The sequence below is a fragment of the Rhodopseudomonas sp. P1 genome, assembly GCF_039642825.1.
Lineage (GTDB): Bacteria > Pseudomonadota > Alphaproteobacteria > Rhizobiales > Xanthobacteraceae > Rhodopseudomonas > Rhodopseudomonas palustris_H.
The window spans coordinates 3,638,344-3,665,072 of sequence record NZ_CP088006.1 but is presented as its reverse complement, the minus strand read 5'-3'; the positions used below and the strand labels follow the sequence as shown (position 1 = coordinate 3,665,072).

The window sequence follows — 26,729 nt, the reverse complement described above, 5'->3', positions numbered from 1 at the left end:
CTCCCGTCGCGCCCTTCCTTTTTGCGAAAGACCGCCATGTTCCCGACGCCGCAGCCGCTTCTGACGGCCAATACCTACGCCTATGAATCCGAGCCGATGGTGAAGCCCACCGGCTTCCGCGAATACGATGCGCGCTGGCTGTTCGGCCAGGAGATCAACCTGATGGGGGTGCAGGCGCTCGGCATGGGCCTCGGCACGCTGATCGCCGAACTCGGGCGGCCGCAGGAGATCGTCACCGGGCACGACTTCCGCGGCTATTCGGCCTCGATCAAATACGCGCTGATCGCCGGCCTGATGGCGTCCGGCTGCAAGGTGCACGACATCGGCCTTGCCGTGACGCCGATGGCGTATTTCGCGCAGTTCGAGCTCGATGTGCCGTGCGTTGCGATGGTGACCGCTTCGCACAACGACAATGGCTGGACCGGCGTCAAAATGGGCGCCAACCGGCCGCTGACCTTCGGCCCCGACGAGATGAACCGGCTGAAGGAGATCGTGCTCGGCGCAGCGTTCAAACAGGGCGCCGGCTCGTATGTGTTTCATCCGAACTTCCCGGCCCGCTACATCGCCGACCTCACCAAGCATGCGAAGCTGAAGCGCAAACTCAAGGTGGTGGTCGCCTGCGGCAACGGCACCGCCGGCGCGTTCGCCCCGCAGGTGATGGAAGCGATCGGCTGCGAGGTGATCCCGCTCGACACCGAGCTCGATCACACTTTCCCGAAGTACAATCCCAACCCCGAAGACATGGAGATGCTGCACGCGATCCGCGACGCGGTGCTGCAGCACAAGGCCGATCTCGGGCTCGGCTTCGACGGCGACGGCGACCGCTGCGGCGTGGTTGACGACACCGGCGAGGAGATCTTCGCCGACAAGGTCGGCGTCATGCTGGCGCGCGACATGTCGGCGATCCATCCGAACGCGCGCTTCGTCGTCGACGTCAAATCTACCGGCCTGTTCGCCACCGATCCGGTGCTGCAACAGCAGGGCGCCCAGACCGAATATTGGAAGACCGGCCACTCCTACATGAAGCGCCGCACCAATGAGAGCAACGCGCTCGCGGGCTTCGAGAAGTCGGGCCACTTCTTCTTCAACGCGCCGCTCGGCCGCGGCTATGACGATGGCTTGGTGTCGGCGATCGCGATCTGCGAGATGCTCGACCGCGCGCCGGGCAAGTCGATGTCGCAGCTGAAAGACGCACTGCCGAAGACCTGGTCGTCGCCGACGATGTCGCCGCATTGCGCCGACGAGGTGAAGTATCGCGTGATCGACGAGGTCGTGAAGCACTTCGAAAAAGCGCAGAAGAACGGCGATAAGGTCGCCGGCCAGCCGATCCGTGATCTCGTCACCGTCAACGGCGTCCGCGTCACCTGCGAAGACGGCAGCTGGGGCCTGGTCCGCGCCTCCTCGAACAAACCCGAGCTGGTGGTGGTGGTCGAGAGCCCGGTGTCGGAGCAGCGGATGCACGACATGTTCGAAGCCGTGAACGTCGTGCTGCGCCAGCATCCAGAAGTCGGCGCGTATAACCAGACGATCTGAGCTTGATCGCCCGGCAAGGCCGTGCACGGTCAAGCCGACGGCGCTGAACGCCTAACGGGTGACTGCAGAGCTTAGGAAGCTGCCATACGACAGGGCAGGTTGGCGGACGTCAGCCGTCACCCTCGCCCTAGGAGGAGGCGGTTGCTGGAGCCAGAGCCGCGAGCGAGCCGAGGCCTCTGACATATCCGACACGGTCGGCCGGCGTCGGCTGCCACCAATCAGAGATCAACTGCTCACGTCCTTTATAGTGCGTGATAAGATCAGCAAACGGACGCTCATTCAGCGGGATCGCGGATTCCAGCTTGTAGATCGACCTGGTGCCCTCCTGTGCATCGAGCTCATCGCTGAAACGCTGGATTTCCAGACCGCGATAGTTGGGCATCATGTGAAGGAAGCCCAAATGGGCCAGCCGGCTGAGCTGCAGCAGTTCGATCACTGACAGGTCGACGCGGATGTAGCCCTCGGCCGGTGCCATCATCTCAACGCCTTGCGCCTGGCCCTTCGAACAGCAGGCTTCGCCGATAGCGTCAGCCAGAATTGAGAGCTGAAGATGGTAACGCTCGATATCCTTGGTTTTCAGATGGGGACGTTGGCTGAACATCGCTTTGATGTCGGCCATCGCTTTCGAGACCCCCTCGGGAGTTGCTCTGGCGGCCATCTCGTAGTGGCGGCCAATCCCCCGAACGATCTGCCGGACGGCTTCGTCCATGCCCCTAATGCGCCCGTGCTGGTAGTATGATCTAGCCGAAGACCAGCACGCCCACAAAAGGGCGGCCAGAAGGCCGACGACTATCAGCAGAACGATCATTCCAGCCCCCGCTTGAATGTCTCGAAGCAAGCCCCTTAGCGCAATCCGGTGTCACTGTAATGAGTTCTGGTAATTCAATGGTAAACTAATCAGCGGCGGCGCAAAGTGTCGCGAGGGGGATCGTCCGAGTAATTCCCGTGGGGTGATTACGTCGGGATGACGATGTGTCCGCGCCGTCTGGGGGCGATCGGTGAGTTCGATCCGGCCCAAGTATTTCAACGGGGCATCTAAGAAGTAGCCCGCTGGGATCGGTCAAGCGACCGAAACAGACGGCGTGCTTACGCCGGGACAGGCGAGCCGCGCGTCCCCCGGTCATTGCCCTCAACGCCTTCACCCTTTCCCAGGCAAGACGCTTGCCAGCAGCTCCTTGGCGCTGTTGGTGAGGACGCTGCCGAGTTCGGGTTCGCTGCCCATCATGGTCATGAAGTTCTTGGCGTCTTTCAGGGTGATGTGGGGCGGCAGCGGCGGGACGTTGGGGTCGGTGTAGGCTTCCAGGATCACCGGGCGGTCGGCCGACAGAGCCTCGTCCCAGGCCGCGCCGACGCGGTCGGGGTTGTCGACGAAGATGCCCTTCAGCCCGATCAGTTCGGCGTAGCGGTGGTAGGGGAAGTCGGGAATGCTCTGGGTCGACTCGGTCTTGCCGGCGCCGAGCTGGATGCGCTCCTCCCAGGTCACCTGATTGAGGTCGCGGTTGTTCAGCACCAGCACGATCAGCCGCGGGTCCGACCACTGCTTCCAGTATTTGGCGATGGTGATCATCTCGTTGAGGCCGTTCATCTGCATCGCGCCGTCGCCCATGCAGGCGATCACCGTGCGGTCCGGATAGGCCATCTTGGCCGCGACCGCATAGGGCGTACCGGCGCCGAGCGAGGCGAGGCCGCCGGACAGCGATCCCTTCATGCCGCGGCGCATCTTCAGGTCGCGCGCGTACCAGTTCGCCACCGATCCTGAATCTGCGGTGATGATGGCGTTGTCGGGCAGCCGCGGCGACAGCTCCCAGAACACCCGCTGCGGATTGAGCGGTTCGGCGCTCTGCAGCGCGCGGTTCTCCAGCGTCTTCCACCATGAAGCCACACCGCGCACGATGCCGCGCCGCCACGAGGTCTCGTCCTTCTGGTTCAGCAGCGGCAATAGGGCACGCAGCGTCCTGGCGCTGTCGCCGATCAGGTTGACCTCCATCGGATAGCGCAGGCTGAGGCGGCGGCCGTCGACGTCGATCTGGACACCGCGGGCGTCGCCCGGCTTTGGCAGGAATTCGCTGTAAGGAAACGACGAGCCGACCACCAGCAGCGTGTCACAGCCCTTCATCAGGTCCCAGCTCGGCCTAGTGCCGAGCAGGCCGATCGAGCCGGTGACGAACGGTAGGTCATCGGGCAGGGCGGCCTTGCCGAGCAGCGCTTTGGCGACGCCGGCCTGCAGCCGCTCGGCCACCGCGATCAGCTCGTCGGTGGCGTCGAGCGCCCCGGCGCCCACCAGGATCGCCACCTTGCTGCCGGCGTTCAGCACCTGCGCGGCGGCCTTCAGGCCGGCTTCATCGGGCACCTGCGCCGGGTAGGCGTGGCCGATGCCGGTGTGGGTGGCGCCGTGCGCCATCGGTGGGTCTTCGTAGTCGAGGCCCTGCAGATCGTTCGGCAGGATCACGCAGGCGACGCCGCGTCTGTCGTGGGCGATCCGCACCGCGCGGTCGATCAGATGGCGCACCTGCGACGGAACGCTGGCGGTCGCGACATATTCGCTGACCTCGCCGAACAGCGTCTGCAGGTCCACTTCCTGCTGATAGTCAGCCCCGATCGCACTGCGCGCCTGCTGGCCGAGCAGCGCCACCACCGGCACGTGATCCATCTTGGCATCGTACAGGCCGTTGAGCAGGTGGATCGCGCCCGGCCCTGAGGTCGCGTAGCACAGCCCGACCTCGCCGGTGAACTTGGCATGCGCCGACGCCATGAACGCGGCCATCTCTTCGTGGCGGACCTGGACGTATTCGATGCGGTCCTTGGCTTTCTCCAGCGCGACATCCAGGCCGCCGACACCATCTCCCGGATAGCCGTAGACCCGCCGCAGGCCCCACTCGGCAAGTCGCTGCCAGACGAATTCGCTCACATTCATGTCGATGACCCGTGTTTGCGCGCGCCGTCGCGGGGGCGACGGCGCAAGTGCGGGATCAACGATGGGTTGGAGCAAACGTTGCAGCGCGGTGCGGCAGCGGCGGATGCAGCGCTGCCGGTCTCACCGCCTTTTGAGGCGGCGTTCGTCAGGCCGCGCCGGTGAGGCGCAGGATCGTCTGCACGACAAACTGGCTCGATTGCGCGATGAACTGCGTGGCGATGCCGATGCCGGCCAGCGGCAGGATGAAGATCAGCCCGAGCAGGATCAGCATGCCGTAGGGCTCCACCCGGGCCAGCGGATGAGCCAGCACCCGCGGCAGGATGCCGACGGCGATCCGGCCGCCGTCGAGCGGCGGGATTGGCAGCAGGTTGAAGATCGCCAGCACGACGTTGATCAAGAGCGCGTTGACGAGGTTCTGCGCCAGCCACTGGCCGGCTTCACCGGGCACATAGCCGACGACGTGAAACGCCAGCGCAGCAACCGCTGCGAGAATGAGATTGATCGCCGGACCGGCCGCGGCGACCAGCACCATGTCGCGGCGCGGATTGCGTAGATTGCGGAAGTTCACCGGCACAGGCTTGGCGTAGCCGAACAGGAACGGCGATTGCATCACCAGCAGCAACAGCGGCAGCAGCACGGTGCCGAACGGATCAATGTGCTTGATTGGGTTGAAGCTGACCCGGCCGAGCATCCAGGCGGTGTTGTCGCCGCACAGCTTGGCCACATAAGCGTGGGCAGCTTCGTGAAACGTGATCGCGATCAGGAGCGGCAGCGCCCAGACCGAGATCACCACCATCATGTTGGACAACGAGCCTGTCATGTCGATCCACTCGAGTTGGGATCGATCGGGAAGCCGAAGATCCGAAGCGGGAACCAGCGAGATATAGAAGCCACGCCGACGCTGCGCCAGCGCCGGCGGCGATGATGGACTCAAAGTAATCCAGCACCTTGCGGCAGGCGGTTGTTTATCTCCTCTTAACCATCGGCACCTTGGTGCGCCGCGACGGAGCACCGAACCAAGTGGTGGAACTCGCCGGAACCTGATGCATTAGCGCTGGCCGGCAAGCGGAACCTGGCTTGCCGCAGCTCCCGTAAGCGTCATCGTTCGAGACACGCCGCATGACCACGTTGCCGCCGCATGCTCCGCCGCCCCCGCGTCCGCCGGGGCTTGATCCACTGGCCCGCGAGCAGGCCCAGATCCGCCGGGCACAACGCACCGACCGCCTGCTGCGGGTCGCGATCGTCTGGCTGCTGGTGCTGGCGACGTTCTGGGTGGCGCAGCCTTATCTCAGCGCGCTTTGGTTCTCTGCGACGGGGCCACGGACGGTCACGGCGCGCGGTGAGCTGGCGCCGGCCGAGAAGGCGACAGTCGAGCTGTTCAAGCAGGTGTCGCCGTCGGTGGTGCACGTGTTCGCGCAAAGCAACCAAAAGGTATCGCCATTCTTCGCCCAGCAGGAAGCGCCGGTGCAGTCCGGCTCCGGCGTGATCTGGGACGCTGCCGGCCATGTCGTCACCAACAATCACGTCATCCAGAACGCCAGCCAGCTCGGCGTCCGGCTGGCCTCGGGCGAGTTCGTCACCGCGCGGGTGGTGGGGACGGCGCCGAACTACGACCTGGCGGTGCTGCAACTCGAGCGGCCGCACACACCGCTGCGCCCGATCGCCATCGGCAGCTCGGACGATCTGCAGGTCGGGCAGGCGACCTACGCGATTGGTAATCCCTACGGTCTCGAACAAACGCTCACCACCGGCATCGTCAGCGCATTGCGGCGGCGGCTGCCGACCGCAGCGGCCCACGAGGTGCGCGGCGTGATCCAGACCGACGCGGCGATCAATCCCGGCAATTCCGGCGGCCCGCTGCTCGACAGCGCCGGTCGGCTGATCGGCATCAACACTGCGATCATCTCCGGCTCCGGCGCTTCGGCTGGCATCGGCTTTGCGATCCCGGTCGATGCCGTCAATCGCGTCGTCACCGCGCTGATCACCAACGGCAGTGTCCCGGTGCCGGGCATCGGCATCGTCGCGGCACGCGAGACCGAGACCGCGCAGCTCGGCATCGACGGGGTGGTGATCCTGCGCACGCTACCGGATTCGCCGGCCGCGCAAGCCGGGCTCGAAGGCGCGACCGACGACGGTTACGTCCGCGATGTCATCACGGGGGCGAACGGCGCGCCGATCCACAGCATGTCGGATCTCGCTGCGGCCCTCGAAGAGGCCGGGATCGGCAGCGACGTCAAGCTGACGGTCGAGCGCGACGGGCGCAGCCGGACCGTCACCGTGAAGGTCACCGATATTTCGCAGCGCCGGCGCACCTGAGGCGCCCAATCGGAACGAATGCCCCCGCCGCCGATTGTTGCAGCAATTGGAGGTGAACGATGGGAAAGGCGTATTACGACATCATCGGCAGCGACGACCGCTGGGGCATCCGCCACGACGACGACCCGACTGGCGACTATTCCAGCAAGGAAGCGGCGTTCGAGGCCGCCTGCGCCGCGGCGTCCAATGCGATCAAATTCGGCCACGAAGTGCGGATCACCGTGCCGGGCAACGAAGGTTCGGAAACCAATCTCGGCGTGATCACGAACTGAACGGCATCAGTCGAAGTTAGAAGGGGTTCTGTGTCTCAGGCGGTCGGGTGCAAGCCCGGCCGCTTTTGCCGTGCAAGGAAGCGCCAGCCAAGCGTCATTGCGAGGCGGCGTAGCCGACGAAGCAATCCAGTGCTCCCGGCGGGGAGACTGGATTGCTTCGCTGCGCTCGCAATGACCGAAAGTGGTTACTCAAGATTGCGGTACGCCTCACGCCACCTTCGGCAGCTGTGCCTCCGTTGCTGCGGTCTCGTCCGTCACCTCGTGGGTGATCACTTCGAAATTCAGCAGGTTCGCGGTGCCGAACGAGGTGGAGATCGCGACGTCGGCGGCGTCGCGGCCGCGGGCGATGACGATGCGGCCGATCCGCGGGGTATTGTGCCTCGCGTCGAACGTGTACCAGCGGCCGTCGAGATAGACTTCGAACCACGCCGAAAAATCCATCGGTGCCGGATCCTGCGGCACGCCGATGTCGCCGAGATAGCCTGTGCAGTAGCGCGCCGGAATGTTCATGCAGCGGCACAGGGCGACCGCAAGATGCGCGAAGTCGCGGCAGACGCCGATCTGTTCGGCGTGACCTTCGGAGGCGGTGCGGTCGTTGCGGGCGAACTGATAGCCGAAGGTGATGCGATGGTGGACGTAGTCGACGATCGCCTGCACGAGCTCCCAGCCCGAGGTGATGCCGCCGAACAGTGACCAGGCGAGGTTCGACAGCTTGTCGGTGTCGCAATAGCGGCTGCCGAGCAGATAGACCATTACCTCGTCGGGCAGTTCCGCGACGGGGATTTGACGGGCGCCGGGTGCAGCCTCGTCGGGCAGCCCGGAGTCCTCGATCAGGAAGTCATTGCTGATATCGATGCGGCCGGGGGGCGCGACGATCCGGGTGCAGACGTTGCCGAACATGTCGGTGAAGTCGTGCGCGGGCACATCCGGCGAAAACCGGATAACATGCTCGCCGATGACGTGCTGGGCGCGCGACGGATGCACGCTGAGCAGCAGATTTATCGGCGTTTCCTGGAAGCAGTGGAAAGCGATGTTGTATCCGGCGCGAATGATCACCTGCAAAGCTCCGTTGCTGATCGAGAAAGGGCCGATGCGATCGGCCCTGTGTTGTGTTCTCAATCGCGGAACGAACCTGGTGTTCCCGATCAGGTGTGTCGACGGTTGCGCAAATTAGTGGCAGCACGCCGGCGATGAAATGGCCGGCGTGCTGCAGTTTATTCGGTCAGTCCGAACAGCAGAACGGACCGCGCGGTCACTTGATAAACCTCGCCGCAAGCGAACTGCTCGTCCGGAATGCCGCTCGGCAGGTTGGTATCGATCAGCAGCGACCACTTCGAGCCGTGCGGAACCTCCGGTAGCGTGAACTCGACGACACCGTCGAAGCTGTTCATCACCAGCAGCACGGTGGCGTCCTCGCCGTGCCGGCGGATGCCGGTGGTTTGGGCGCGGCCGTCGAGCAGCATGCCGAAGCATTTGACGTTGGGATCGTCCCAATGTTCCTGCTGCATCTCGCCGCCATTGGCGTTGATCCAGGTGACGTCGCGAACTTCGAGCGCCTCGTCATATTGCCCGGTGAGGAACCGGCTGCGCCGCAGCGTCGGCGTCGTCCGGCGCAATTCCAGAAGCCGCTGGGTGAAGGCGCGCAGCTGCTGCGCGGCCTCATCATGGTCCCAATGCACCCAGGAGATCTCATTGTCCTGGCAGTAGGCGTTGTTGTTGCCGTTTTGGGTACGGCCAAACTCGTCGCCGGCGAGCAGCATCGGCGTGCCTTGCGCGAGCAGCAACGTTGCCAGCATGTTGCGCTTCTGGCGTTCGCGAAGGGCGAGGATGGTCTCGTCGTCGGTTGGGCCTTCCGCGCCGCAATTCCATGAGCGGTTGTCGGAATGGCCGTCGCGATTGTCCTCGCCATTGGCCTCGTTGTGCTTGTCGTTGTAGCTCGCCCAATCGTTGAGGGTGAAGCCGTCATGCGCGGTGATGAAATTCACGCTCGCCCAGGCGCGCCGGCCCTGGCGGTTGAACACGTCGCCGGAGGCCGAGAGCCGTGGGGCCAGTGCCGCCGCCGGAGCTTCGCCGCGCCAATAGTCGCGAACGGTGTCGCGGAATTTGTCGTTCCACTCCGCCCAGCCCGGCGGGAAGCCGCCGACCTGATAGCCGCCGGGGCCGCAGTCCCACGGCTCGGCGATCAACTTCACCGAGGCGAGCAGCGGGTCCTGCATCACGGCTTTCAGAAAGCCGCTCTGCTCGTCGAAGCCGTAATGCTCGCGAGCCAGGATGGTGCCGAGATCGAACCGGAAGCCATCGATGTGCATTTCGCCGGCCCAGTAGCGCAGACTGTCATTGACCATCTGGATCACGCGCGGATGGGTGAGATTGACGGTGTTGCCGGTGCCGGTGTCGTTGATGTAGTAGCGCTTCTGTTCCGGCAGCAGCCGGTAATAGCTGGCGTTGTCGATGCCCTTGAACGACAGCGTCGGGCCGAGTTCGTTGCCCTCGGCGGTGTGGTTGTAAACCACGTCGAGGATGACGGCGAGGCCGACATCATGCAGCCGCGCCACCATCTCCTTGAATTCGCGCAAGCTGTTGGGCACGTCGGCGGCATAGCGCGGATCGGGTGCGAAGAAGCCGATGGTGTTGTAGCCCCAATAGTTCACCAGGTCCTTGTCGAGCAGATAGCTGTCATTGACGAAGGTGTGGATCGGCAACAGCTCGACAGCGGTGACGCCGAGCGAGGAGATGTAATCAACCACCGGTTTGGTGCCGAGGCCCGCATAGGTGCCGCGCAGATGCTCGGGCACTTCCGGATGCAGCTTGGTGAAACCCTTGACGTGGGTTTCGTAGATGATGGCCTGGTCCCATGGCACGAATTTGCGGCCGGGCTCGCCCTTCCAGTCGAAGTCGGGATCGACGACCACGCATTTCGGCACGAACCGGGCGCTGTCGCGCTCGTCGAAGGTGGTGTCGTCACCGCTCTCCATCACATAGCCGAACACGGCCGGATCCCAGGTCAGCGAGCCGGCGTGGGCGCGCGCATAAGGATCGAGCAGCAGCTTGTTGGGATTGAAGCGGTGGCCGTTCTCCGGCTCGTATGGGCCATACACGCGATAGCCGTAGAACGTGCCTGGGCCGACATCCGGGATGTAACCGTGAAACACCTCGTCGGTGTATTCGGGCAGCTCGACCCGCCGCTCGGTATCGCCGTCGAACAGGCAGACCTCGACCTTGGTGGCGTTGGCGGAGAACAGCGCGAAGTTGGTGCCATTACCGTCCCAGCACGAGCCGAGCGGGAAGGGCAGGCCCTCGCGAACGGTGGAGGAGTCGTTGACCACCTGATAGGGCGGCGGACCTGCCGGCTTGGCCGGCGTTTCGGGGGCGGTGGTTTCCGCCGGCGGCTCGAGCGTCTCGGTCGCGTCGTTCATCGCCCGCCCTCCATGAGAGAGGCGGCGCTGGCGCAAAGCGCCCGGTCGGAGCGGAAAAACACTGATCGTGTCGTCATTTGATACGGTCCCCCAAAACGATCTTCACCGACAATGCGGGAAGCCGGAATCCGGTTCCAAGGTCCGGAAGAACGGCGCCCGCCCGTGTGCATCAGGTCGGGCCCCGCGGGGGCCGGTCCGTCGTTGCTGGCCCGGCAGCGTGAACTGCCGGGCCGACGTTCTAGTTTCTTTCCACGTTACTTTGCGGACTTGGACGACTGCGAGGTGGTGTTGGTGCGGTCGCGCTCGAGCTGCTGGGCCATCTCGAGATGGTGCTGCAGCTTCGGCAGCGTGGTGCCGGCCCACTTCTTCAGGGCGTCATTGTCGCCACCCTTGGAGTAACGCTCGAACAGCGAGACGGCGTCCTTGTGGGCGGTGACCTGCTGCTCGTCGAAGGTCTCGCTGAATTCGGCGCCGTTGGCGTTCTTCAGCTTGTCGAGCTTGCTTTGATGAGCGGAGTCGAGCGCGGTCGGAAGTTCGGCCTTGACCTTGCCGTCCGACACCATCGCCTTCAGCTCGCTGGAGGTCTTGGTGTGATCGGCGATCATCTGCTTGGCGAACGCCTGTTCGGCGGCGTTGCCCTTGCGCTCGGCGAGCTGGTTCGACTGAATCTCGAACATGTCGCTGATCGCCACCTGCTTGACGAAATCCGCCGTGGACGGCGAAACGCCGAGCACGGAATTGATGCCGGTCTTCTCGGTGACCGATTGCGCCAGCGCCGGGGTGGCGACCAGCAGACAGCCGAGAACGAGTGCGGTCCGGTTCATGCGGTTGTTTCCTTTCAACTTGCAGCTTTACGATTGACGCCCTTGCGGAGCGCCACGGTGTTGAGCTTGGTGTTGGCGGCCTTTTCCTCGTTCAGATTGGTGGTGAGGAAGCGCACGATGTCGTCGTGGCCGAGCTCCTCGGCCCACGCGATCAGGGTGCCGTAGCGGGCGATCTCGTAGTGCTCGACCGCCTGCGCGTTAGCGACGATCGCGGCGTCGAGCACGGTCTTGTCGGCGATCTCGCCCGCGGTCTCGTCGGATTCCTTGATCAGGCCGTCGATCGCCGGGCAGTTCACCCCCGACGGCGTCTCGCCGAGCTTCTCGAACACCTGGTCGAGCCGTTCGATCTGCTTCTGGGTCTCTTCCAGATGCGCCTTCAGGCCCTGCGACAGGTCGCGGTTGGTAGCCTGTTCGATCATCTTCGGCAGCGCCTTGGTGATCTGCTGCTCGGCGTAATAGATGTCGCGGAGGCCGTGCAGCAGCAGGTCCTCCATCGTCTGAATGTCCTTGCTGAAAAATCCCATCGTCGCCTCCGCCCAAATAGTCCGCGTCCCGCGGCTCGACCGGAGAACCGGGGACGGCCGATTCTGTTCCGTCGCGTGGCAAGCGCCGGGGGGCGGGCGGCCGCTGGGTCGGGCAAGACGGGGCGGGCAGCGCTCCGGCGAACTGTCGGCCAATCGGACGACAGAAGTTGGTGGCGCGCCGGCGAGGGGAGTTGAGAGCCCCGGGCGAACGTGTTACGGGGGCTGCATCGCGGGTGTAGCTCAATGGTAGAGCAGCAGCCTTCCAAGCTGAATACGAGGGTTCGATTCCCTTCACCCGCTCCAGTCTCCGATCAAAATTCGATAGATATTGCTGAGGCTTACGGTTTTTGAGCCGGGTCTCCGTTGACTCTTGCTGGGCAGCCGGACGCCCAGGGCGCAAATCGGGCGCAGGCCCGCGCGCCGTCGCGGATCAATCCGGCAGCGCTGGCGTTGCTCAGGCCGTGAACGTGCTGAGGCGCGGCAGGCGAGCGGGTGCGGAGCGGCGTGAAGATCGCGACCTTCAACGTCAACAATGTCAACAAGCGGATGCCGGTGCTGCTAGCGTGGCTGAAGGCGGCGCGGCCGGACATCGTCTGCTTGCAGGAGTTGAAGGCGGCCGACGCGGAGTTTCCGGAAGCGGCGTTGCGCAAGGCTGGTTATGCGGCGGCGTGGGTCGGGCAGAAAAGCTGGAATGGCGTCGCGATCCTCGCTCGCCGCCGCGAGATCGTGGTGACGCGGCGGCGGTTGCCCGGCGCGCCGCACGACAAGCAGAGCCGCTACATCGAGGCGGCGGTCGCCGGGATCATCGTCGGCTGCCTGTACGCGCCGAACGGCAATCCGCAGCCGGGCCCGAAATTCGACGATAAGCTCGCCTGGCTGAAGCGGCTGAACCGCCATGCGGCAACGCTGCTGAAGAGCGGGGCGCCGGTGGTGCTGGCGGGCGATTTCAACGTAGTGCCGACGCCGGCCGATATCTACCCGACCAAGTCATGGGACAAGGACGCGCTGGTGCAGCCGGCGGCGCGCAAGCTGTTCGCGGCGCTGCTGCGCCAGGGTTGGACCGATGCACTACGGCACTGCTATCCGGACGACGCGCCCTATACGTTCTGGTCGTATTGGCGAAACCGGTTCGAGCGCGACGCGGGCTTGCGGATCGATCACCTGCTGCTCGATCCATCGCTGGCGGTGCGGCTGAAGCGGGCCGGTGTCGATCGCAAGGTGCGGGCGGCACCGCAGGCGAGCGATCATGCGCCCGCCTGGATCGTGATCAATTGAACGCTCCGTCACCGGCCGGTGAAGTTCGGCGCGCGTTTCTCGACGAAGGCGGCGGCGCCTTCGCGCAGGTCGGCGGTGACGAAGGCACGGCCCTGCTGTTCGGCTTCGTCGTCCAGCACCTCGGCGAGCGGGGCGCTCCATGCCGCTTCGATCTGGCGCTTGATCAGGCCGATGCCGATCGGCGGACCGGCTGCGAGCTGCTCGGCGATGGCCATCGCTTCGCCCATCAGGCGCTCATCGTCGATTGCCTGGAAGATCAGGCCGGATTGCTCGGCCTGTTCGGCGGACAGCGGACGGCCGAGCAGCGCCAGTGCGCGGGCGCGGGCGACGCCGATCGCCCGCTGCACGAACAGCGAGGTGCCGGCATCGAGCGCGGCGCCGAGCTTGACGAAGCTGAGCACGAATTTCGCCGAGCGCGCCGCCAGAACGATGTCGCCGGCGAGCGCAAGTCCGACGCCGGCGCCGGCCGCGGGGCCGTTGACGGCGACGACGATCGGCTTCGCGGAATCGCGCATCGCCTCCAGCACAGGGCTGAGTTCGGCGCGCATCCACGGCGCGACGTCGGCGCCGGCGTCGAACGTCTCGCTGCCGAGCGCTGCGCCGGCGCAGAAGCCCTTGCCAGCACCGGTGAGCAGGATGGCGCGGACCGCGTCATCGGCGAGCGCCGCGTTCAATGCGGCGCCGAGCTCGCCGAGCAGACCGCGGCGCATCGCGTTGTATTGCGCCGGGTTGTTCAACGTCAGCACCGCGACGGCGCCGCGCCGCTCAGATAGAACGAGGGTCATCGCCGAAGCCCTTGCTTACAGGATCAAGCCGCCGCCGCAGACCAGCACCTGGCCGCTGACGTAGTTGGATTCCGGGCTGCAGAACAGATACACTGCGTCAGCCGCTTCCTCCGGCGTGCCGCCGCGCCCGAGCGGGATCATCCGCGCCATCGCGTCCAGCATTTGCGGCTGCACGCCGACCTTGATGTCGCGGCCGGCGACGTCGATGGTTTTCTGCTGCGCTTCGATCGGCTGGGTGAGGCGGGTGTTGATCAGGCCGAAGGCGACGCAATTGACGTTGACCTTGTAGCGGCCCCATTCCTTGCACAGCGTGCGGGTCAGTCCGACCAGCGAGGCCTTCGCCGACGAGTAGCTGGCCTGGCCGGCATTGCCGTAGAGCCCGGCGATCGACGAGATGTTGACGACTTTGCGGAACACCTCCTGACCGGCTTCGGCTTCCTTCTTGGCGAAGATCCGGATCGGCTCGGCGGCGGCGCGCAGGATGCGGAACGGCGCCACCAGATGCACGTCGAGCATCGCCTGGAATTGCTCGTCGGTCATCTTCTGGATCGTCGAGTCCCAGGTGTAGCCGGCGTTGTTGACGATGATGTCGAGGCCGCCGAATTTTTCCACCGCGGCGCCGACGAAGCGATCGGCGAAGCCGGCTTCCGAAACGCTGCCATTGATCGCGATCGCGTCGCTGCCCATTGCCTTGATCTCAGCAGCGACGGCGTCGCCCGGCTCGGCGTCGAGGTCGTTGACGACGACCCGCGCGCCTTCGGATGCGAGCTTCAGCGCGATGGCGCGGCCGATGCCGCGGCCCGATCCGGTGACTAGCGCCACCTTGCCTTGCAGTTTGGCCATGAGATGTCCTTCAAATTGTTGAACGCACACGCAGTTATTAGGGGGCGTCATGCCCGGGCTCGTCCCGGGCATCCACGCCTTACGGCGGTCAACGACAGCAAAGACGTGGATGGCCGGGACAAGCCCGGCCATGACGGATGAGTAGTGCTAAACGGCGACGATCGCTTCGCCGGCGAGCTTGATCTCGCCGGTCTGGTCGCGGGCGGTCAGGGCGAGTCGGGCGCGGCGCTCGCCGCCGGCCTCGATCAGCTCAGTGACCTGGCCTTCGCAGGTGATCTCGGCACCGAGCTGGGTGATCGCCGCAAATCGCGTCGAAAAGCTGCGGATCCGGCCCGGCGGCACCGCGTCGCTGAGCGCTTGGCCGAGATAGCCCATCACCAGCATGCCGTGGGTGAATACGTCCGGAAAACCCGACGCCTTGGCGAAGTCGATATCGACGTGGATCGGATTGTGGTCGCCGGAGGCGCCGCAGTACAGCGCCAGCCGGTGGCGGTTGATCGCGGGGAAGCGCTTGTGGACGATGCGGTCGCCGACCGCGGGGGAGGTGGTCATGTCCATCGTATCGGTTATCCGTTGCGTACCACGATGGTCCGCGTCGTATCGGCCACGTGGACGCCGTGCTGATTGGTGACGGTGGTTTCGACGCCGATCAGCGTCATCGCGCCACCCTTCTTGTCGGTGACGCTGGTCACCTGGGGACTGAACGTCAGCGTATCGCCGACCATCACCGGCGCGTGGTAGGTGAAGCTCTGTTCGCCGTGCAGCACCCGCCCGAGATCGATCTGAAGCGCGGTGAGAAACTCGAACGGGTTTTCGTTGTCGAGCATCTCGAGGCAAAACAGATAGGTCGGCGGGATCGGCGGCGCCGCGAAGCCCTCGGCCTTGGCCGCGGCAGCGTCGCGATACACCGGATTGGTCTCGCCGAGCGTGTCGAGAAAATAGCGCAGCCGGCCGGCTTCGACATGGGCGGTCACCGGTGTGAACCGGCGACCGACAGCGGATTGATCGACCATCAGATTTGCCTCACGCGCGCTCGTACAGCGTCACCACGCAGGCGCCGCCGAGACCGAGATTGTGCTGCAACGCGCGCTTGGCGCCGTCGACCTGGGTCGCCTCCGCGGTGCCGCGGAGCTGCCGGGTCAGCTCGTAGCATTGTGCGAGGCCAGTGGCGCCGAGCGGATGGCCCTTCGACAGCAGACCGCCCGACGGGTTGGTGACGAACTTTCCGCCATAGGTGTTGTCGCCGTCGGCGATGAACTTCTCGGCGCCGCCTTCGGGGCAGAGACCAAGCGCCTCGTAGGTGATCAGTTCGTTATGGGCGAAGCAGTCGTGCAGCTCGACGACGTCGATGTCATCCGGCCCGACGCCGGCGTCCTCGTACACCTTGGTGGCCGCGGCGCGCGCCATGTCGTAGCCGACCACGCGCATCATGTCGTGCGCTTCGAAGGTCGACGCCGTATCGGTCGTCATCGCTTGCGCGGCGATGCGAACGTCGGTGCGGAGGCCGTGCTTCTTGGCGAAGGCTTCGGACACGAGCACCGCGGCGGCGCCGCCGCAGGTGGGGGGACAGGCCATCAGCCGGGTCATCACGCCCGGCCAGATCACTTGGTCATTGAGCACGTCGTCGGCCGAGACCTCCTTGCGGAACAGCGCCAGCGGATTCTTCGCCGCGTGACGGCTGGCTTTGGCGCGGACCTTGGCGAAGGACGACAGCGGCGTGCCGTATTTCTGCATGTGGCTGAGGCCGGCGCCGCCAAAATAACGCAGCGCCAGCGGCACGCCGGGGGCGTCGATCAACTGATCGGCGGCGGCGTCGAAGTCCTCGAACGCGCTGGGGCGATCGACGAATACCGAGCCGAGCGCGCCGGGCTTCATCTGCTCGAAGCCGAGCGCCAGCACGCAGTCGGCGGCGCCGGAGGCGATCGCCTGCCGCGCCAGGTACAGCGCGGTCGAGCCTGTCGAGCAGTTGTTGTTGACGTTTACGATCGGGATGCCGGTCATGCCGACCTGGTACAGCGCGCGCTGACCGCAGGTGGAGTCGCCATAGACGTATCCGACGAAGGCCTGCTGGATCGCATCGTAGCCGAGGCCGGCGTCGCGCAAGGCCAGCCGCGCCGCTTCGGCGCCCATCAGGTGATACGGCTCGTTCGCGCCCGGCTTGACGAACGGGATCATGCCGACGCCGGCGACGTGGACGGGTGACGCCATTGTTCTCTCCCTAAACTTACCCATTGGACTTTTTATTACCCATGAGTAATATATGTGAGCTGCTGGCGAGTCAATCGATCGGCGCCGGATCAGTTACTTGCCAAATTGCTGCCTGCGGAATTTGTGATGAGCGGACACGCCGCCGACGACCGATCGCCCTGGATGCCGTTCGAGAGCCGCCGCCGCGCCCGCGACGAAAAGCGCGAGGCAGTGCTGCGAACGGCGGTGCGTCTGTTCCTCGAACAGGGCTATCATCGCGCCACGCTCAACGAAGTGGCGGAGCAGCTGAACATCACCAAGCCGGCGCTGTACAATTACTTCCGCAGCAAGGAGGAGATTCTGTTCGAGTGCTGGGCGCTCGGTCAGGAGCAGGTCGACGAGATCATTGCGGGCATCAACGCTTCCGGTGACGACGGACTCGGCAAGCTGCGCGCGCTGGTGCGCGCCTATGCCGCAACGATGGCCACGGAGTTCGGTGCCAGCATGGTGCGGTTCAATCCGCGCGACCTGTCGCCGGAGAACGAGAAGACGGTGCGCGCCGCCAAGCGCGGCATCGACCAGACGTTCCGCCGCTTCATCGCGGAGGGCGTCGCCGACGGATCGATCAAGCCATGCGATCCGAAATTGACTGCGTTCGCGATCGCCGGATCGCTGAACTGGATCGGCCATTGGTATCAGCGCGACGGCGCGCTGTCGCCGGAGGCGATCGCCGACGAATTCGCGATGCGCCTCACCGAGGGGCTCGCAACCCGATCAACCAAGAAGAAGAGCGCCCTTCAGGCGCCCGACGGCAACAACAACAGGAAACGACCCAAGGGAGGACATCATGAACATCACCCACGGCCTGCGGCGCGCGTTGCAGATCAACCCGGAAGGGCTGGCCACCGTCTGCGCCGGCCGCCGACGTAACTGGCGCGAGGTCGGCGACCGCGTCGCGCGGCTTGCTGCTGGCCTGCGCGCCAGCGGTGTCGGCGAGGGCGAACGCGTGGCGATCCTGTCGCTGAATTCGGATCGCTATCTCGAAATGTATCTCGCCGCCGGCTGGTGCGGCGGCGTGATCGTGCCGCTCAACATCCGCTGGAGCGCGCTGGAGAACGAAGACGCGCTGCGCGACTGCCGCGCGGTGGCACTGGTGGTCGACAAGGCGTTCGCCGCGACCGGTGCCGCATTGGCGCAGGCGATCCCGTCGATGACGCTGATCTATGCCGACGAAGGCGATGTGCCGGCCGGCATGCAGAGCTATGAGGATCTGATCGCCACTCACGCGCCGATCCCGGATGCGATGCGTAAGGCCGAGGACCTCGCCGGCATCTTCTACACCGGCGGCACCACTGGCCGCTCCAAGGGCGTGATGCTGAGCCACGGCAATCTGATGGCGAACGCGCTCAATGCGCTGGGCGAGGGGCTGTTTCCCGGCACGTCTGTCTATCTGCACGCCGCGCCGATGTTCCACCTCGCCAATGGTGCGGCGATGTATTCGCTGCTGTTGTCGGGCGGCTCCAACGTGATGATCCCGTCGTTCACGCCGGAGGGCGTGATGCAGGCGATGCAGAACGATCGGGTCACGGATGTTCTGCTGGTGCCGACCATGATCCAGATGTTCGTCGATCACCCGGCGCTGAAGACTTACGACCTGTCGTCGCTGAAGAACATCGTCTATGGCGCGTCGCCGATCAGCGAGGCGGTGCTGGCCCGCGCGTCTGCGGCGCTGCCGAACGTTCAGTTCACCCAGGCCTACGGCATGACCGAGCTGTCGCCGATCGCGACGCTGCTGCACTGGAAGGAGCATATCGGCGAGGGCAAGGCCAAGGGGCGCCAGCGCGCCGCCGGCCGGGCCACGCTGGGCTGCGAAGTGCGGATCGTCGATGCCGAGGATCGCACCGTCCCTTATGGGACGGTCGGCGAGATCTGCGTCCGCGGCGACAACGTGATGATGGGCTATTGGGAGCGCCCGGAAGAAACCGCACGGGCGCTCGCCGGCGGCTGGATGCACACCGGCGACGGCGGCTACATGGACGAGCACGGCTTCGTTTACGTCGTCGACCGGGTCAAGGACATGATCATCTCCGGCGGCGAGAACGTGTACTCGGTCGAGGTCGAGAACGCGGTGGCGCAGCATCCGGCGGTGGCGCAGTGCGCGGTGATCGGCATTCCGCACGAGGCGTGGGGCGAGCAGGTTCACGCCGTCGTCGTCACCAAGGCCGGTGCCACCGTGACGGCGGAGGAGCTGATCGCTCACTGCAAGGCGCTGATCGCCGGCTACAAGTGCCCGCGCAGTGTCGAGATCACCGAGACGCCGCTGCCTCTGTCCGGCGCCGGCAAGATCCTCAAGCGTGAACTGCGGCAGCCGTATTGGGAGAGCCGCGAGCGTCGCGTCAGCTGACGCCGCGGCAGGCTGCCAGACACTATTCGCGCCGCGCGGGATCGCCTCGATTGAGGTGTTTCCCGCGCGGCGTTTTCTTTGCGCTCTGCATGCTCGGTCACTGGCGCGCGCTACACTGGCCCGATCGTCGATTCGTCCTTGCTCGAGATCCGAGGCCCCTCCCCATGCCGGCGCTTTTGAATGACCAGCCCGTTCCTGCTCAGTCAGAGGCAGCCTCAGGCAGGATCGACCGGCAGCGTCGGTCTCTGGTGTTCGGTGCCGCGGCTGCCGCCGGCGCCGCTGCGCTCGGCTTCAGTCCGGCACAGGCGGCGGTGCGGCGCTCCTCACTGCGATCCGGAATCGACCGCTCGGTGCGGGTCAGCGCCGCGCGGCTCGACGCCGAGGTGGCTAAGGCGTTCCCGCTGTTCAACGCCCCGGCGATCCTGCCGGCCTTCGATGCCGCCACCGCCGGCGCGCAGGGCGACGTCGATCTGCACCGGATCGTGACCACGACCCGCGTTCCCGAGACTGGTGAGCAGCTGAAGGTCAGCGGGCTGTTGGCCGTGCCGGCCGGCAAGACCGGCGAACTGCCGCTGCTATCCTGGCAGCACGGTACCATCCTGTCGTTCGATCAGATCCCGTCGAACCTGACCAAGCTGGCCGATCCGGCGTACCAGCTCAGCGATGCGGCGGATTCGCTGGAGACGCTGTTCAATGTGCAGCGGTTCGCGGCGCGCGGCTATGCGGTGGTCGCCGCCGATTATGTCGGCAAGGGTCCATTCCGCAACGGGCGAGGCGAGGGCTACGCAGTCAAGGGCGTCAGCGTCCAGACCTGTCTCGACACGCTGGCGGCGGGCGAGGTGGCGATGGCATCGCTCGGCCTGAAACCGTCGAAACTCTTCCTGCACGGCTGGTCGCAGGGCGCGCTCAACACCCAGTGGCTTCATCAGGCGCTGCGCCGCCGGTCGCGACCCGTTGCCGCCACGGCGGTCGCCAGCCCGTTCAATGATCTGAATGAAGCCTGGAGCTACTGGGCCGGCGCTCAGAGCTTTGCCCTGCCGGCCGGCACGACGTCCTATCCGGCCCTGCCGAACTGGATCTCGTTGTGCATGATCGTTGCCCTCGGCAGTTACGAGCTGAACTATCGCCTCAGCGGTCTGCTCGACAGCGCCATCCGCCCCGAATACCGGGCGATGGCCCGCAAATACTGGGAAGACTACAAGGTCGTGGCCGATCCGCAGCAGCCGTTCCCGACCGGCTCCGATCTGGTGGTGCCGGGCTTCTTCGAGCGCGCCACCGACGATCGCAACAGCGCCTTCCTGCGTCATCTCGCAGCCAATCGGGCGTCGTATTGGCGCTACGATTCGCCGATCCGGTTTCACTATGGGCTCGCCGACGAAGCGCTGCATCCGGCCATGGTGTATCGGGCCCTGTCGGCGGGTGGCCACCAGGCTGTGGGAATCCCAACCGCGAGCGCTAGCCATCGCGCGACCTTTCTCGCGGGGCTGTATGGCGATGCCGCCAGTCTCGGCGGTGCTGAGAATGTGCCGACCTGGTTTGGTAAATTCTAAACGATCCTCACACTCAGAACTGTGCGGTATCGGACATGATGTCGCGGGCGTGCATAGTCCAACGCGCGCTTGAGCGACCAAACGTCACATAAATTGGCGGACGCGGATGCGGAGACGTCCGAGTTGTTATTTGGTGCAGCGCGATATGTGACAGTTGTGACAACGCTGCAGTCACTGATCTGCCGACGCTTTCTGATCGATATGCACAATAGTTACTGTGACGAGTTGTCACGACAAACTGACGATTAGTTCTGTCAACCGCGCGAGCAATTACCTTCGCGCCGAACTGATTGAAGCTCCTTAGACAAAAGGAGCGGTTGACCCTATTGGACCCGCTCTCCAAGACTTCGGCTCCGCTGCCACCAAGAGCAGCCCGGGCATCGATCAGCGTGCGAGCGCGACGACCCGAGACTAACAAGAAGACTTCCCGAGGAACCCGAGGAGAGACGCCCCATGGCCGACAAGAAATTTATCATCGACCGCAGAACTGCGCTCAAGACCGGCCTGGCCGGTGCTGCCGCCCTTGCCACGCCGAGCTTTTTCATCCGCGACGCCTGGGCCGACGATTTCTGCAACATCCCGAAGGGCAAGGAAGTCGTGTTCGGCTTCAACGTCCCGCAGTCCGGCGCCTATGCCGACGAAGGCATGGATGAACTCAAGGCCTATCAGCTCGCGGTGAAGCACCTCAACGGTGAGGGCGACGGCGGCATGCTGAAGACCATGAAGCCGCTGGCGCTCAAGGGCAACGGCGTGCTCGGCAAGAAGGTTACCTTCGTCTCCGGTGATACCCAGACCAAGGCCGATCAGGCGCGCGCCACCGCCAAGCGCATGATCGAAAAGGACGGCGCGATCATGATCACCGGCGGCTCGTCGTCGGCCGAAGCGGTCGCCGTGCAGTCGCTGTGCCAGGATGTCGGCGTGATCTTCATGGCCGGCCTGACCCACTCCAACGACACCACCGGCAAGGACAAGCGCGCCTACGGTTTCCGCCACTTCTTCAACGCCTACATGTCCGGCGTGGCGCTCGGCCCGGTGCTCGCCGAAGCCTATGGCAAGGACCGCGTCGCCTATCACCTGACCGCCGACTACACCTGGGGCTGGACCCAGGAAGAGTCGATGAAGGACGCGACCGAGAAGCAGGGCTGGAAGACCGTCAAGGCGGTCCGCACCCCGCTCGGCGCCGCCGACTTCTCGCAGTACATCACCCCGGTGCTGAACTCCGGCGCCGACGTGCTGGTGCTGAACCACTACGGCAAGGACATGATCAACTCCTTGACCCAGGCGGTTCAGTTTGGCCTGCGCGACAAGATGGCGAACGGCAAGAAGTTCGAGATCGTCGTGCCGCTGTTCTCCGAGCTGATGGCGCAGGGCGCGGGCGATGCGATCAAGGGCATCTACGGCACCGCGAACTGGGACTGGAAGCTCGAAGACGCCGCCACCAGCGCCTTCACCAAGTCGTTCGGCGCCGCTTATGGCACCCCGCCGTCGCAGGCCGCGCAGACCTGCTACGTCCAGGCGATCCTGTATGCGGACGCCGTCGAGCGTGCCGGCACCTTCAATCCGTCGAAGGTGATTGCGGCGCTCGAAGGCTTCGAATTCGATGGCCTCGGCAACGGCAAGACGCTGTACCGCGCCGCCGACCATCAGTGCTTCAAGGACGTGCTGGTGGTGCAGGGCAAGGAAAAGCCGAAGGACAAGTTCGACCTGCTCGAGGTCAAGAAGATCGTGCCGGCGTCGCAGGTCACCTACGACCCGAGCATCTTCGGCGGCGAACTCGGCTCCAAGGACGCCAAGGCGTGCGGCTGATCTGATCCGACCGGGCTGCGAGCTGCGGCCCGGCGAGCAGAATCGTGACCGGTCGGCTGAGCCCCGCGGCGCAGCCGACCGCCACGTGTCTCTTGAACAGCAATAAAGCGCGTACCGCCTCTGACCGATGGTCGGGCGACAGTGACTGCAAAGTTTGTATTGGCCCGCCGGCCGGGGTCGGTCGCCGGGGAATTTCGATGGACGCGCGCCTTGGTGCCGCGGACACAGGGGGAGATTGACCACGCATGGACGCGATCGTTCTGCAGATCCTGAACGGCCTCGACAAAGGAGGGGCCTATGCGCTGATCGCGCTCGGGCTGACCTTGGCCTTCGGCACGCTCGGCGTGGTGAATTTCGCCCACGGCGCGCTGTTCATGCTCGGCGCGTTCTGCGCCGTGGTGTTCAACAAGCTGCTGACGCTGGAAATCGTCAAGATTGATCCGACGCGGACGACGCCCTGGGGCTCGCCGCTGGAGGTCAAGACGCCTTACGTTCAGTCGATGCTCGGCGACTGGGGCAAGGTGCTGATCGATTGCTCGGTGCCGGTGTCGATCCTGCTCGCGATCCCGGTGATGCTGCTGATCGGCATCCTGATCGAGCGGGGACTGATCCGGTTCTTCTACAAGCGCCCGCACGCCGACCAGATCCTGGTGACCTTCGGCCTCGCCATCGTGCTGCAGGAGATCGTCAAGCACTTCTTCGGCGCCAATCCGATCGCGCAATCCGCGCCGGCACTGTTCTCCGGTTCGCTGCAGATCACCGAGGCGATCGTCTATCCGTACTGGCGCATCGTCTATCTGTGCTTCTCGCTGGTGGTGATCGGTGCGGTGTTCGCATTCCTCCAGCTCACGACCTTCGGCATGGTGGTGCGCGCCGGCATGCAGGACCGTGAGACCGTGGGCCTGCTCGGCATCAATATCGAGCGGCGCTTCACCATCGTGTTCGGCCTCGCGGCGATCGTCGCCGGCCTCGCCGGTGTGATGTACACGCCGATCGTGCCGCCCGATTATCACATGGGGATGGACTTCCTGGTGTTGTCGTTCGTCGTCGTCGTGGTCGGCGGCATGGGCTCGTTGCCGGGTGCGGTGCTGGCCGGCTTCCTGCTCGGCATCCTGCAGTCGTTCGCCTCGATGAACGAGATCAAGGGGCTGCTGCCCGGCATCGACCAGATCATCATCTATCTGGTCGCCGTGGTGGTGTTGTTGGTGCGTCCGCGCGGATTGCTGGGACGCAAGGGCGTGATGGAGAGCTGATCCGATGAAGCACACCTCCAAACTCGCCGACATCGCGCTGCTGATCGGCTTTGCCATCGTGGTGGCGCTGGGCCCGATTATCTTCACCCCGATCGGCGCCGGCTATCCGGATCTATTACAGAAGTTCGCGATCTACGGCATCTTCGCGATCGGCTTCAACATCCTGTTCGGTCTCACCGGCTACCTGTCGTTCGGCCACGCCGCATTCCTCGGCGTCGGCTCCTACGCCGCGGTGTGGTCGTTCAAGCTGCTGTCGATGGATCTGCTGCCTGCGGTGGCGATGTCGGTGGTGCTGGCCGGGGTGCTGGCGCTGGCGATCGGCTTCGTCAGCTTGCGCCGCTCCGGCATCTACTTCTCGATCCTGACGCTGGCGTTCGCGCAGATGTGCTACAACATGGCATATTCGGTGCTGACGCCGATCACCAACGGCGAAACCGGCCTGCGCGTGCTGCGCCAGGATCCGCGCTATCTCGACGCCGCGATCGGCTACGTCTCGCCGACTCCGTCGCTGTTCGGCATGCAGATCACCGGCTGGACCGGGTTCTACATCTGCGGCGCGGTGCTGGTGGCGGCGTTCGGCCTGTCGATCGCGATCTTCCGCTCGCCGTTCGGCATGACGCTGCGCGCCATCAAGTCGAACCAGAACCGGATGGGCTACACTGGCTATTCGACCCGGCCGTATCTTCTGTCCGCCTTCGTGATCTCCGGCATGTTCGCCGGTCTCGCCGGCGCGCTGCTCGCCGCGACCGATCCGCTCGCGGGCGCCGAGCGCATGCAGTGGACCGCATCGGGCGAGGTGGTGCTGATGACCATCCTGGGCGGCGCCGGCACGCTGCTCGGCCCGGTCCTCGGCACCGGCATCATCAAGTACTTCGAGAACATCTTCTCGGCCTACAACGAAGCCCAGCTCAAGGCGATGTTCACCTTCGTGCCCGACGGGCTGCGCGAGCCGGTGGTCAAGACGCTGAGCCTGTTCGTCGGCGAAGGCTGGCAGCTCACCCTCGGCCTGCTGTTTATGGCGGTGGTGATCTTCCTGCCGGGCGGCGTGATGGAGGGCATCAACCGGTTGATCGGCCTGAAGCACACCCCGAAGGTCAAATCGCTCGGTGACTCGCCGCAGCGTGACGGTCTCGGCGAAATGGTGATCGAGGAGATGCCGTCGCACGACCGCACCGCCGAGATCGAGAAGAACGCCGCCGAGCAAAAAGCGAGAGTCACCGCGCCATGAACGTGAACAGCGACATCGTTCTGCACATCGATCACGTCCACAAGACGTTCGCGGGTCTGCACGCGCTGGCGGACGTGCATCTCGACATCCGTGAGGGCGAGACCCACGCCATCATCGGCCCCAACGGCGCCGGCAAATCGACGCTGCTCAACGTCTGCGTCGGCGTGCTGCCGCCGACGCAGGGCAAGGTGATGTTCCACGGCACCCAGCTCACCGGGCTGAAGCCGTATGAGATCAACCAGCTTGGCGTGGCGCGGGTGTTTCAGACGCCGGAGATCTTCGGCGATCTGACCGTGCTGGAAAACGTCATGATGGCGATGCTGTCGCATCAGGACGGCGCGTTCCGGCTCAAGCTGGTGTCGCGGTTCGACGAGCAGGGCGAGATCGGCCAGCGCGCCGTGCAGGCGCTGCGCGAGCGCGGCCTCGGCGGGCATCTGTATCACCTCGCCGGGGCGCTTTCGCGCGGCGACAAGCGCCGGCTCGAGCTGGTGATGGGCCTGGTGCAGAAGCCGAAGCTGCTGCTGCTCGACGAGCCGACCGCCGGCATGGCGCGCGCCGACACCAACGCCACCATCGAGATCCTGCGGCAGATCAAGCAGTCGGGCATGACCATCGTGATCATCGAGCACGACATGCACGTCGTGTTCTCGCTCGCCGACCGCATCACCGTGCTGGCCGGCGGCCGCGTCATCGCGCAGGGCGTGCCCGACGAGATCAAGGGCAACCCGAAAGTGATCGAAGCCTATCTCGGCGAGGAGCAAGTATGACGACGATGACCGCCGAACGGCCGCACCCCACCCATGCGGGCGAGACGCCGTATTTCTGCTGCCGCAACCTCAACGCCTATTACGGCGACAGCTACATCGTGCAGAACGTCTCGTTCTCGCTGAACAAGGGCGAGATCCTGGCGCTGCTCGGCCGCAACGGAGCCGGCAAGACCTCGACGCTGCGCTCGATCGCACGCGCCTCGACGCCCGAGCTGGTCTCGGGCGAAGTGATCCTCGACGGCGTGAAGCTGCACGGCAAACCGAACTATGTCGCCGCCCAGGCCGGCATCCAGCTGGTGCAGGAGGATCGCCGCATCATCCCGGGGATGACGGTGGAGCAGAACCTGCAGATCGCCGTGATCTCCGGCAGCGTCGGCTGGTCGTTCGAGCGGATCTACGAGCTGTTCCCGCGGCTCGCCGAGCGCCGCAAGCAGGAAGGCGTGACGATGTCGGGCGGCGAGCAGCAGATGCTGGCGATCGCTCGCGCGCTCGCACGCGATCTCAAGCTGCTGCTGCTCGACGAGCCCTACGAAGGCTTGGCGCCGGTGGTTCGCCACGACATTGCCAAGGCGCTGAAGGAAGTGCGTGCCGCGGGCATCACCACCATCATCGTTGAGCAGAACGCAGTTGCGGCGCTGGAATTGTCCGACCGCGCCGTCATCCTCGACACCGGCGAAGTGGTGTTCGACGGCACCGCCAAGCACGTCCTCGACAGCGAAGAGCTGCGCCATCGCTATCTGGCGATCTGAGGCGTCCGCGCACGTGCGCGCAGCAAGGACGGGCGGTGCTGCGCACCGTCCGTGCCCGCCGAACACGGCGGCGTGACCGGCCA

General features: G+C 65.1%; 24 protein-coding genes and 1 tRNA gene. 13 read left to right on the top strand and 12 right to left on the bottom strand.

The window, feature by feature from the left end; all coding sequences use genetic code 11:
• The first annotated feature begins 36 nt into the window (after window positions 1-36).
• Window positions 37-1,533, top strand: coding sequence for a phosphomannomutase/phosphoglucomutase (locus tag LRC39_RS16995; RefSeq protein WP_346295029.1), 1,497 nt, complete (start codon window positions 37-39; stop codon window positions 1,531-1,533).
• A gap of 127 nt (window positions 1,534-1,660) precedes the next feature.
• On the opposite strand, the gene LRC39_RS16990 is transcribed toward LRC39_RS16995, so the two are convergent.
• The 3 genes from LRC39_RS16990 to LRC39_RS16980 form a co-directional block, all read right to left on the bottom strand.
• Window positions 1,661-2,242 (bottom strand): hypothetical protein, encoded by a 582-nt coding sequence (locus LRC39_RS16990; RefSeq protein WP_346295028.1) that lies wholly within the window; start codon window positions 2,240-2,242, stop codon window positions 1,661-1,663.
• Window positions 2,243-2,671: 429 nt separating this feature from the next.
• A complete protein-coding gene (locus tag LRC39_RS16985) occupies window positions 2,672-4,447 on the bottom strand; it encodes a thiamine pyrophosphate-requiring protein (RefSeq protein ID WP_346295027.1) in 1,776 nt (591 codons plus the stop codon).
• A gap of 145 nt (window positions 4,448-4,592) precedes the next feature.
• The gene (locus tag LRC39_RS16980) at window positions 4,593-5,267 is read right to left on the bottom strand and encodes a site-2 protease family protein (protein WP_346295026.1); all 675 of its coding nucleotides are present in this window, start codon (window positions 5,265-5,267) and stop codon (window positions 4,593-4,595) included.
• 299 nt (window positions 5,268-5,566) lie between these two features.
• Here LRC39_RS16980 and LRC39_RS16975 point away from each other — a divergent pair, with 299 nt between their 5' ends.
• Window positions 5,567-6,763 carry a S1C family serine protease gene (locus LRC39_RS16975; RefSeq protein WP_346295025.1) on the top strand — a complete coding sequence of 399 codons (1,197 nt, stop codon included), beginning with the start codon at window positions 5,567-5,569 and terminating at the stop codon, window positions 6,761-6,763.
• Between the two features lie 59 nt (window positions 6,764-6,822).
• Window positions 6,823-7,035, top strand: coding sequence for a hypothetical protein (locus LRC39_RS16970; RefSeq protein ID WP_346295024.1), 213 nt, complete (start codon window positions 6,823-6,825; stop codon window positions 7,033-7,035).
• 207 nt (window positions 7,036-7,242) lie between these two features.
• On the opposite strand, the gene LRC39_RS16965 is transcribed toward LRC39_RS16970, so the two are convergent.
• From LRC39_RS16965 to LRC39_RS16950, 4 genes are all read right to left on the bottom strand, one after another.
• Window positions 7,243-8,091: a transglutaminase-like domain-containing protein gene (locus tag LRC39_RS16965; protein WP_346295023.1), complete on the bottom strand. Its 849-nt coding sequence runs from the start codon at window positions 8,089-8,091 to the stop codon at window positions 7,243-7,245.
• Window positions 8,092-8,249: 158 nt separating this feature from the next.
• Entirely contained in the window at window positions 8,250-10,451 is a 2,202-nt protein-coding gene (gene glgX, locus LRC39_RS16960) for a glycogen debranching protein GlgX (protein WP_346295022.1), read from the bottom strand.
• A gap of 254 nt (window positions 10,452-10,705) precedes the next feature.
• On the bottom strand, window positions 10,706-11,275 hold the full coding sequence (locus LRC39_RS16955; protein ID WP_107345117.1) for a DUF4142 domain-containing protein: 570 nt from the start codon (window positions 11,273-11,275) through the stop codon (window positions 10,706-10,708).
• 14 nt (window positions 11,276-11,289) lie between these two features.
• Window positions 11,290-11,799 carry a ferritin-like domain-containing protein gene (locus LRC39_RS16950; protein ID WP_346295021.1) on the bottom strand — a complete coding sequence of 170 codons (510 nt, stop codon included), beginning with the start codon at window positions 11,797-11,799 and terminating at the stop codon, window positions 11,290-11,292.
• 229 nt (window positions 11,800-12,028) lie between these two features.
• Between LRC39_RS16950 and LRC39_RS16945 the strand changes: the two genes are divergently transcribed.
• A tRNA-Gly gene (locus LRC39_RS16945) sits at window positions 12,029-12,102 on the top strand.
• A gap of 201 nt (window positions 12,103-12,303) precedes the next feature.
• The gene (locus LRC39_RS16940) at window positions 12,304-13,074 is read left to right on the top strand and encodes an exodeoxyribonuclease III (RefSeq protein ID WP_346295020.1); all 771 of its coding nucleotides are present in this window, start codon (window positions 12,304-12,306) and stop codon (window positions 13,072-13,074) included.
• A gap of 8 nt (window positions 13,075-13,082) precedes the next feature.
• Here LRC39_RS16940 and LRC39_RS16935 read toward each other — a convergent pair whose 3' ends face one another.
• From LRC39_RS16935 to LRC39_RS16915, 5 genes are all read right to left on the bottom strand, one after another.
• Window positions 13,083-13,859 (bottom strand): enoyl-CoA hydratase-related protein, encoded by a 777-nt coding sequence (locus LRC39_RS16935; RefSeq protein ID WP_346295019.1) that lies wholly within the window; start codon window positions 13,857-13,859, stop codon window positions 13,083-13,085.
• Window positions 13,860-13,874: 15 nt separating this feature from the next.
• Entirely contained in the window at window positions 13,875-14,702 is an 828-nt protein-coding gene (locus LRC39_RS16930) for an SDR family NAD(P)-dependent oxidoreductase (RefSeq protein WP_346295018.1), read from the bottom strand.
• 147 nt (window positions 14,703-14,849) lie between these two features.
• Window positions 14,850-15,254: a MaoC/PaaZ C-terminal domain-containing protein gene (locus LRC39_RS16925; RefSeq protein ID WP_107357557.1), complete on the bottom strand. Its 405-nt coding sequence runs from the start codon at window positions 15,252-15,254 to the stop codon at window positions 14,850-14,852.
• A 14-nt stretch (window positions 15,255-15,268) separates the two neighbouring features.
• Window positions 15,269-15,715: a MaoC family dehydratase N-terminal domain-containing protein gene (locus LRC39_RS16920; protein ID WP_263988934.1), complete on the bottom strand. Its 447-nt coding sequence runs from the start codon at window positions 15,713-15,715 to the stop codon at window positions 15,269-15,271.
• Between the two features lie 10 nt (window positions 15,716-15,725).
• Window positions 15,726-16,910, bottom strand: coding sequence for a lipid-transfer protein (locus LRC39_RS16915; RefSeq protein WP_107356151.1), 1,185 nt, complete (start codon window positions 16,908-16,910; stop codon window positions 15,726-15,728).
• A gap of 126 nt (window positions 16,911-17,036) precedes the next feature.
• Between LRC39_RS16915 and LRC39_RS16910 the strand changes: the two genes are divergently transcribed.
• From LRC39_RS16910 to LRC39_RS16875, 8 genes are all read left to right on the top strand, one after another.
• Window positions 17,037-17,819: a TetR/AcrR family transcriptional regulator gene (locus LRC39_RS16910; protein ID WP_346295017.1), complete on the top strand. Its 783-nt coding sequence runs from the start codon at window positions 17,037-17,039 to the stop codon at window positions 17,817-17,819.
• A complete protein-coding gene (locus tag LRC39_RS16905) occupies window positions 17,737-19,293 on the top strand; it encodes an acyl-CoA synthetase (RefSeq protein ID WP_346295016.1) in 1,557 nt (518 codons plus the stop codon). The genes LRC39_RS16910 and LRC39_RS16905 overlap by 83 nt, the downstream gene beginning before the upstream one ends.
• 248 nt (window positions 19,294-19,541) lie before the next feature.
• Window positions 19,542-20,843 carry an alpha/beta hydrolase family protein gene (locus tag LRC39_RS16900; RefSeq protein ID WP_346295015.1) on the top strand — a complete coding sequence of 434 codons (1,302 nt, stop codon included), beginning with the start codon at window positions 19,542-19,544 and terminating at the stop codon, window positions 20,841-20,843.
• Between the two features lie 453 nt (window positions 20,844-21,296).
• Window positions 21,297-22,649, top strand: coding sequence for a substrate-binding protein (locus LRC39_RS16895; RefSeq protein WP_107345106.1), 1,353 nt, complete (start codon window positions 21,297-21,299; stop codon window positions 22,647-22,649).
• Window positions 22,650-22,894: 245 nt separating this feature from the next.
• A complete protein-coding gene (locus LRC39_RS16890; RefSeq protein WP_346295014.1) occupies window positions 22,895-23,902 on the top strand; it encodes a branched-chain amino acid ABC transporter permease in 1,008 nt (335 codons plus the stop codon).
• Window positions 23,903-23,906: 4 nt separating this feature from the next.
• On the top strand, window positions 23,907-25,130 hold the full coding sequence (locus LRC39_RS16885; protein ID WP_346295013.1) for a branched-chain amino acid ABC transporter permease: 1,224 nt from the start codon (window positions 23,907-23,909) through the stop codon (window positions 25,128-25,130).
• Window positions 25,127-25,897, top strand: coding sequence for an ABC transporter ATP-binding protein (locus tag LRC39_RS16880; RefSeq protein ID WP_107345103.1), 771 nt, complete (start codon window positions 25,127-25,129; stop codon window positions 25,895-25,897). Before LRC39_RS16885 ends, LRC39_RS16880 begins: the two co-directional genes overlap by 4 nt.
• Window positions 25,894-26,646, top strand: coding sequence for an ABC transporter ATP-binding protein (locus LRC39_RS16875; protein WP_346295012.1), 753 nt, complete (start codon window positions 25,894-25,896; stop codon window positions 26,644-26,646). The genes LRC39_RS16880 and LRC39_RS16875 overlap by 4 nt, the downstream gene beginning before the upstream one ends.
• The last annotated feature ends 83 nt before the right edge of the window (window positions 26,647-26,729 follow it).

Excerpts from the sequence above, each read along its gene's own strand:
- LRC39_RS16955 (WP_107345117.1), bottom strand. The coding sequence starts at position 11,275 with ATGAACCGGACCGCACTCGTTCTCGGCTGTCTGCTGGTCGCCACCCCG.
- LRC39_RS16910 (WP_346295017.1), top strand. The coding sequence starts at position 17,037 with ATGAGCGGACACGCCGCCGACGACCGATCGCCCTGGATGCCGTTCGAG.
- LRC39_RS16890 (WP_346295014.1), top strand. The coding sequence starts at position 22,895 with ATGGACGCGATCGTTCTGCAGATCCTGAACGGCCTCGACAAAGGAGGG.
- glgX (WP_346295022.1), bottom strand. The coding sequence starts at position 10,451 with ATGAACGACGCGACCGAGACGCTCGAGCCGCCGGCGGAAACCACCGCC.
- LRC39_RS16905 (WP_346295016.1), top strand. The coding sequence starts at position 17,737 with ATGAACATCACCCACGGCCTGCGGCGCGCGTTGCAGATCAACCCGGAA.
- LRC39_RS16970 (WP_346295024.1), top strand. The coding sequence starts at position 6,823 with ATGGGAAAGGCGTATTACGACATCATCGGCAGCGACGACCGCTGGGGC.
- LRC39_RS16920 (WP_263988934.1), bottom strand. The coding sequence starts at position 15,715 with ATGGTCGATCAATCCGCTGTCGGTCGCCGGTTCACACCGGTGACCGCC.
- LRC39_RS16985 (WP_346295027.1), bottom strand. The coding sequence starts at position 4,447 with ATGAATGTGAGCGAATTCGTCTGGCAGCGACTTGCCGAGTGGGGCCTG.
- LRC39_RS16875 (WP_346295012.1), top strand. The coding sequence starts at position 25,894 with ATGACGACGATGACCGCCGAACGGCCGCACCCCACCCATGCGGGCGAG.
- LRC39_RS16915 (WP_107356151.1), bottom strand. The coding sequence starts at position 16,910 with ATGGCGTCACCCGTCCACGTCGCCGGCGTCGGCATGATCCCGTTCGTC.
- LRC39_RS16935 (WP_346295019.1), bottom strand. The coding sequence starts at position 13,859 with ATGACCCTCGTTCTATCTGAGCGGCGCGGCGCCGTCGCGGTGCTGACG.
- LRC39_RS16885 (WP_346295013.1), top strand. The coding sequence starts at position 23,907 with ATGAAGCACACCTCCAAACTCGCCGACATCGCGCTGCTGATCGGCTTT.
- LRC39_RS16895 (WP_107345106.1), top strand. The coding sequence starts at position 21,297 with ATGGCCGACAAGAAATTTATCATCGACCGCAGAACTGCGCTCAAGACC.
- LRC39_RS16880 (WP_107345103.1), top strand. The coding sequence starts at position 25,127 with ATGAACGTGAACAGCGACATCGTTCTGCACATCGATCACGTCCACAAG.
- LRC39_RS16925 (WP_107357557.1), bottom strand. The coding sequence starts at position 15,254 with ATGACCACCTCCCCCGCGGTCGGCGACCGCATCGTCCACAAGCGCTTC.
- LRC39_RS16930 (WP_346295018.1), bottom strand. The coding sequence starts at position 14,702 with ATGGCCAAACTGCAAGGCAAGGTGGCGCTAGTCACCGGATCGGGCCGC.
- LRC39_RS16980 (WP_346295026.1), bottom strand. The coding sequence starts at position 5,267 with ATGACAGGCTCGTTGTCCAACATGATGGTGGTGATCTCGGTCTGGGCG.
- LRC39_RS16990 (WP_346295028.1), bottom strand. The coding sequence starts at position 2,242 with ATGGACGAAGCCGTCCGGCAGATCGTTCGGGGGATTGGCCGCCACTAC.
- LRC39_RS16995 (WP_346295029.1), top strand. The coding sequence starts at position 37 with ATGTTCCCGACGCCGCAGCCGCTTCTGACGGCCAATACCTACGCCTAT.
- LRC39_RS16950 (WP_346295021.1), bottom strand. The coding sequence starts at position 11,799 with ATGGGATTTTTCAGCAAGGACATTCAGACGATGGAGGACCTGCTGCTG.
- LRC39_RS16975 (WP_346295025.1), top strand. The coding sequence starts at position 5,567 with ATGACCACGTTGCCGCCGCATGCTCCGCCGCCCCCGCGTCCGCCGGGG.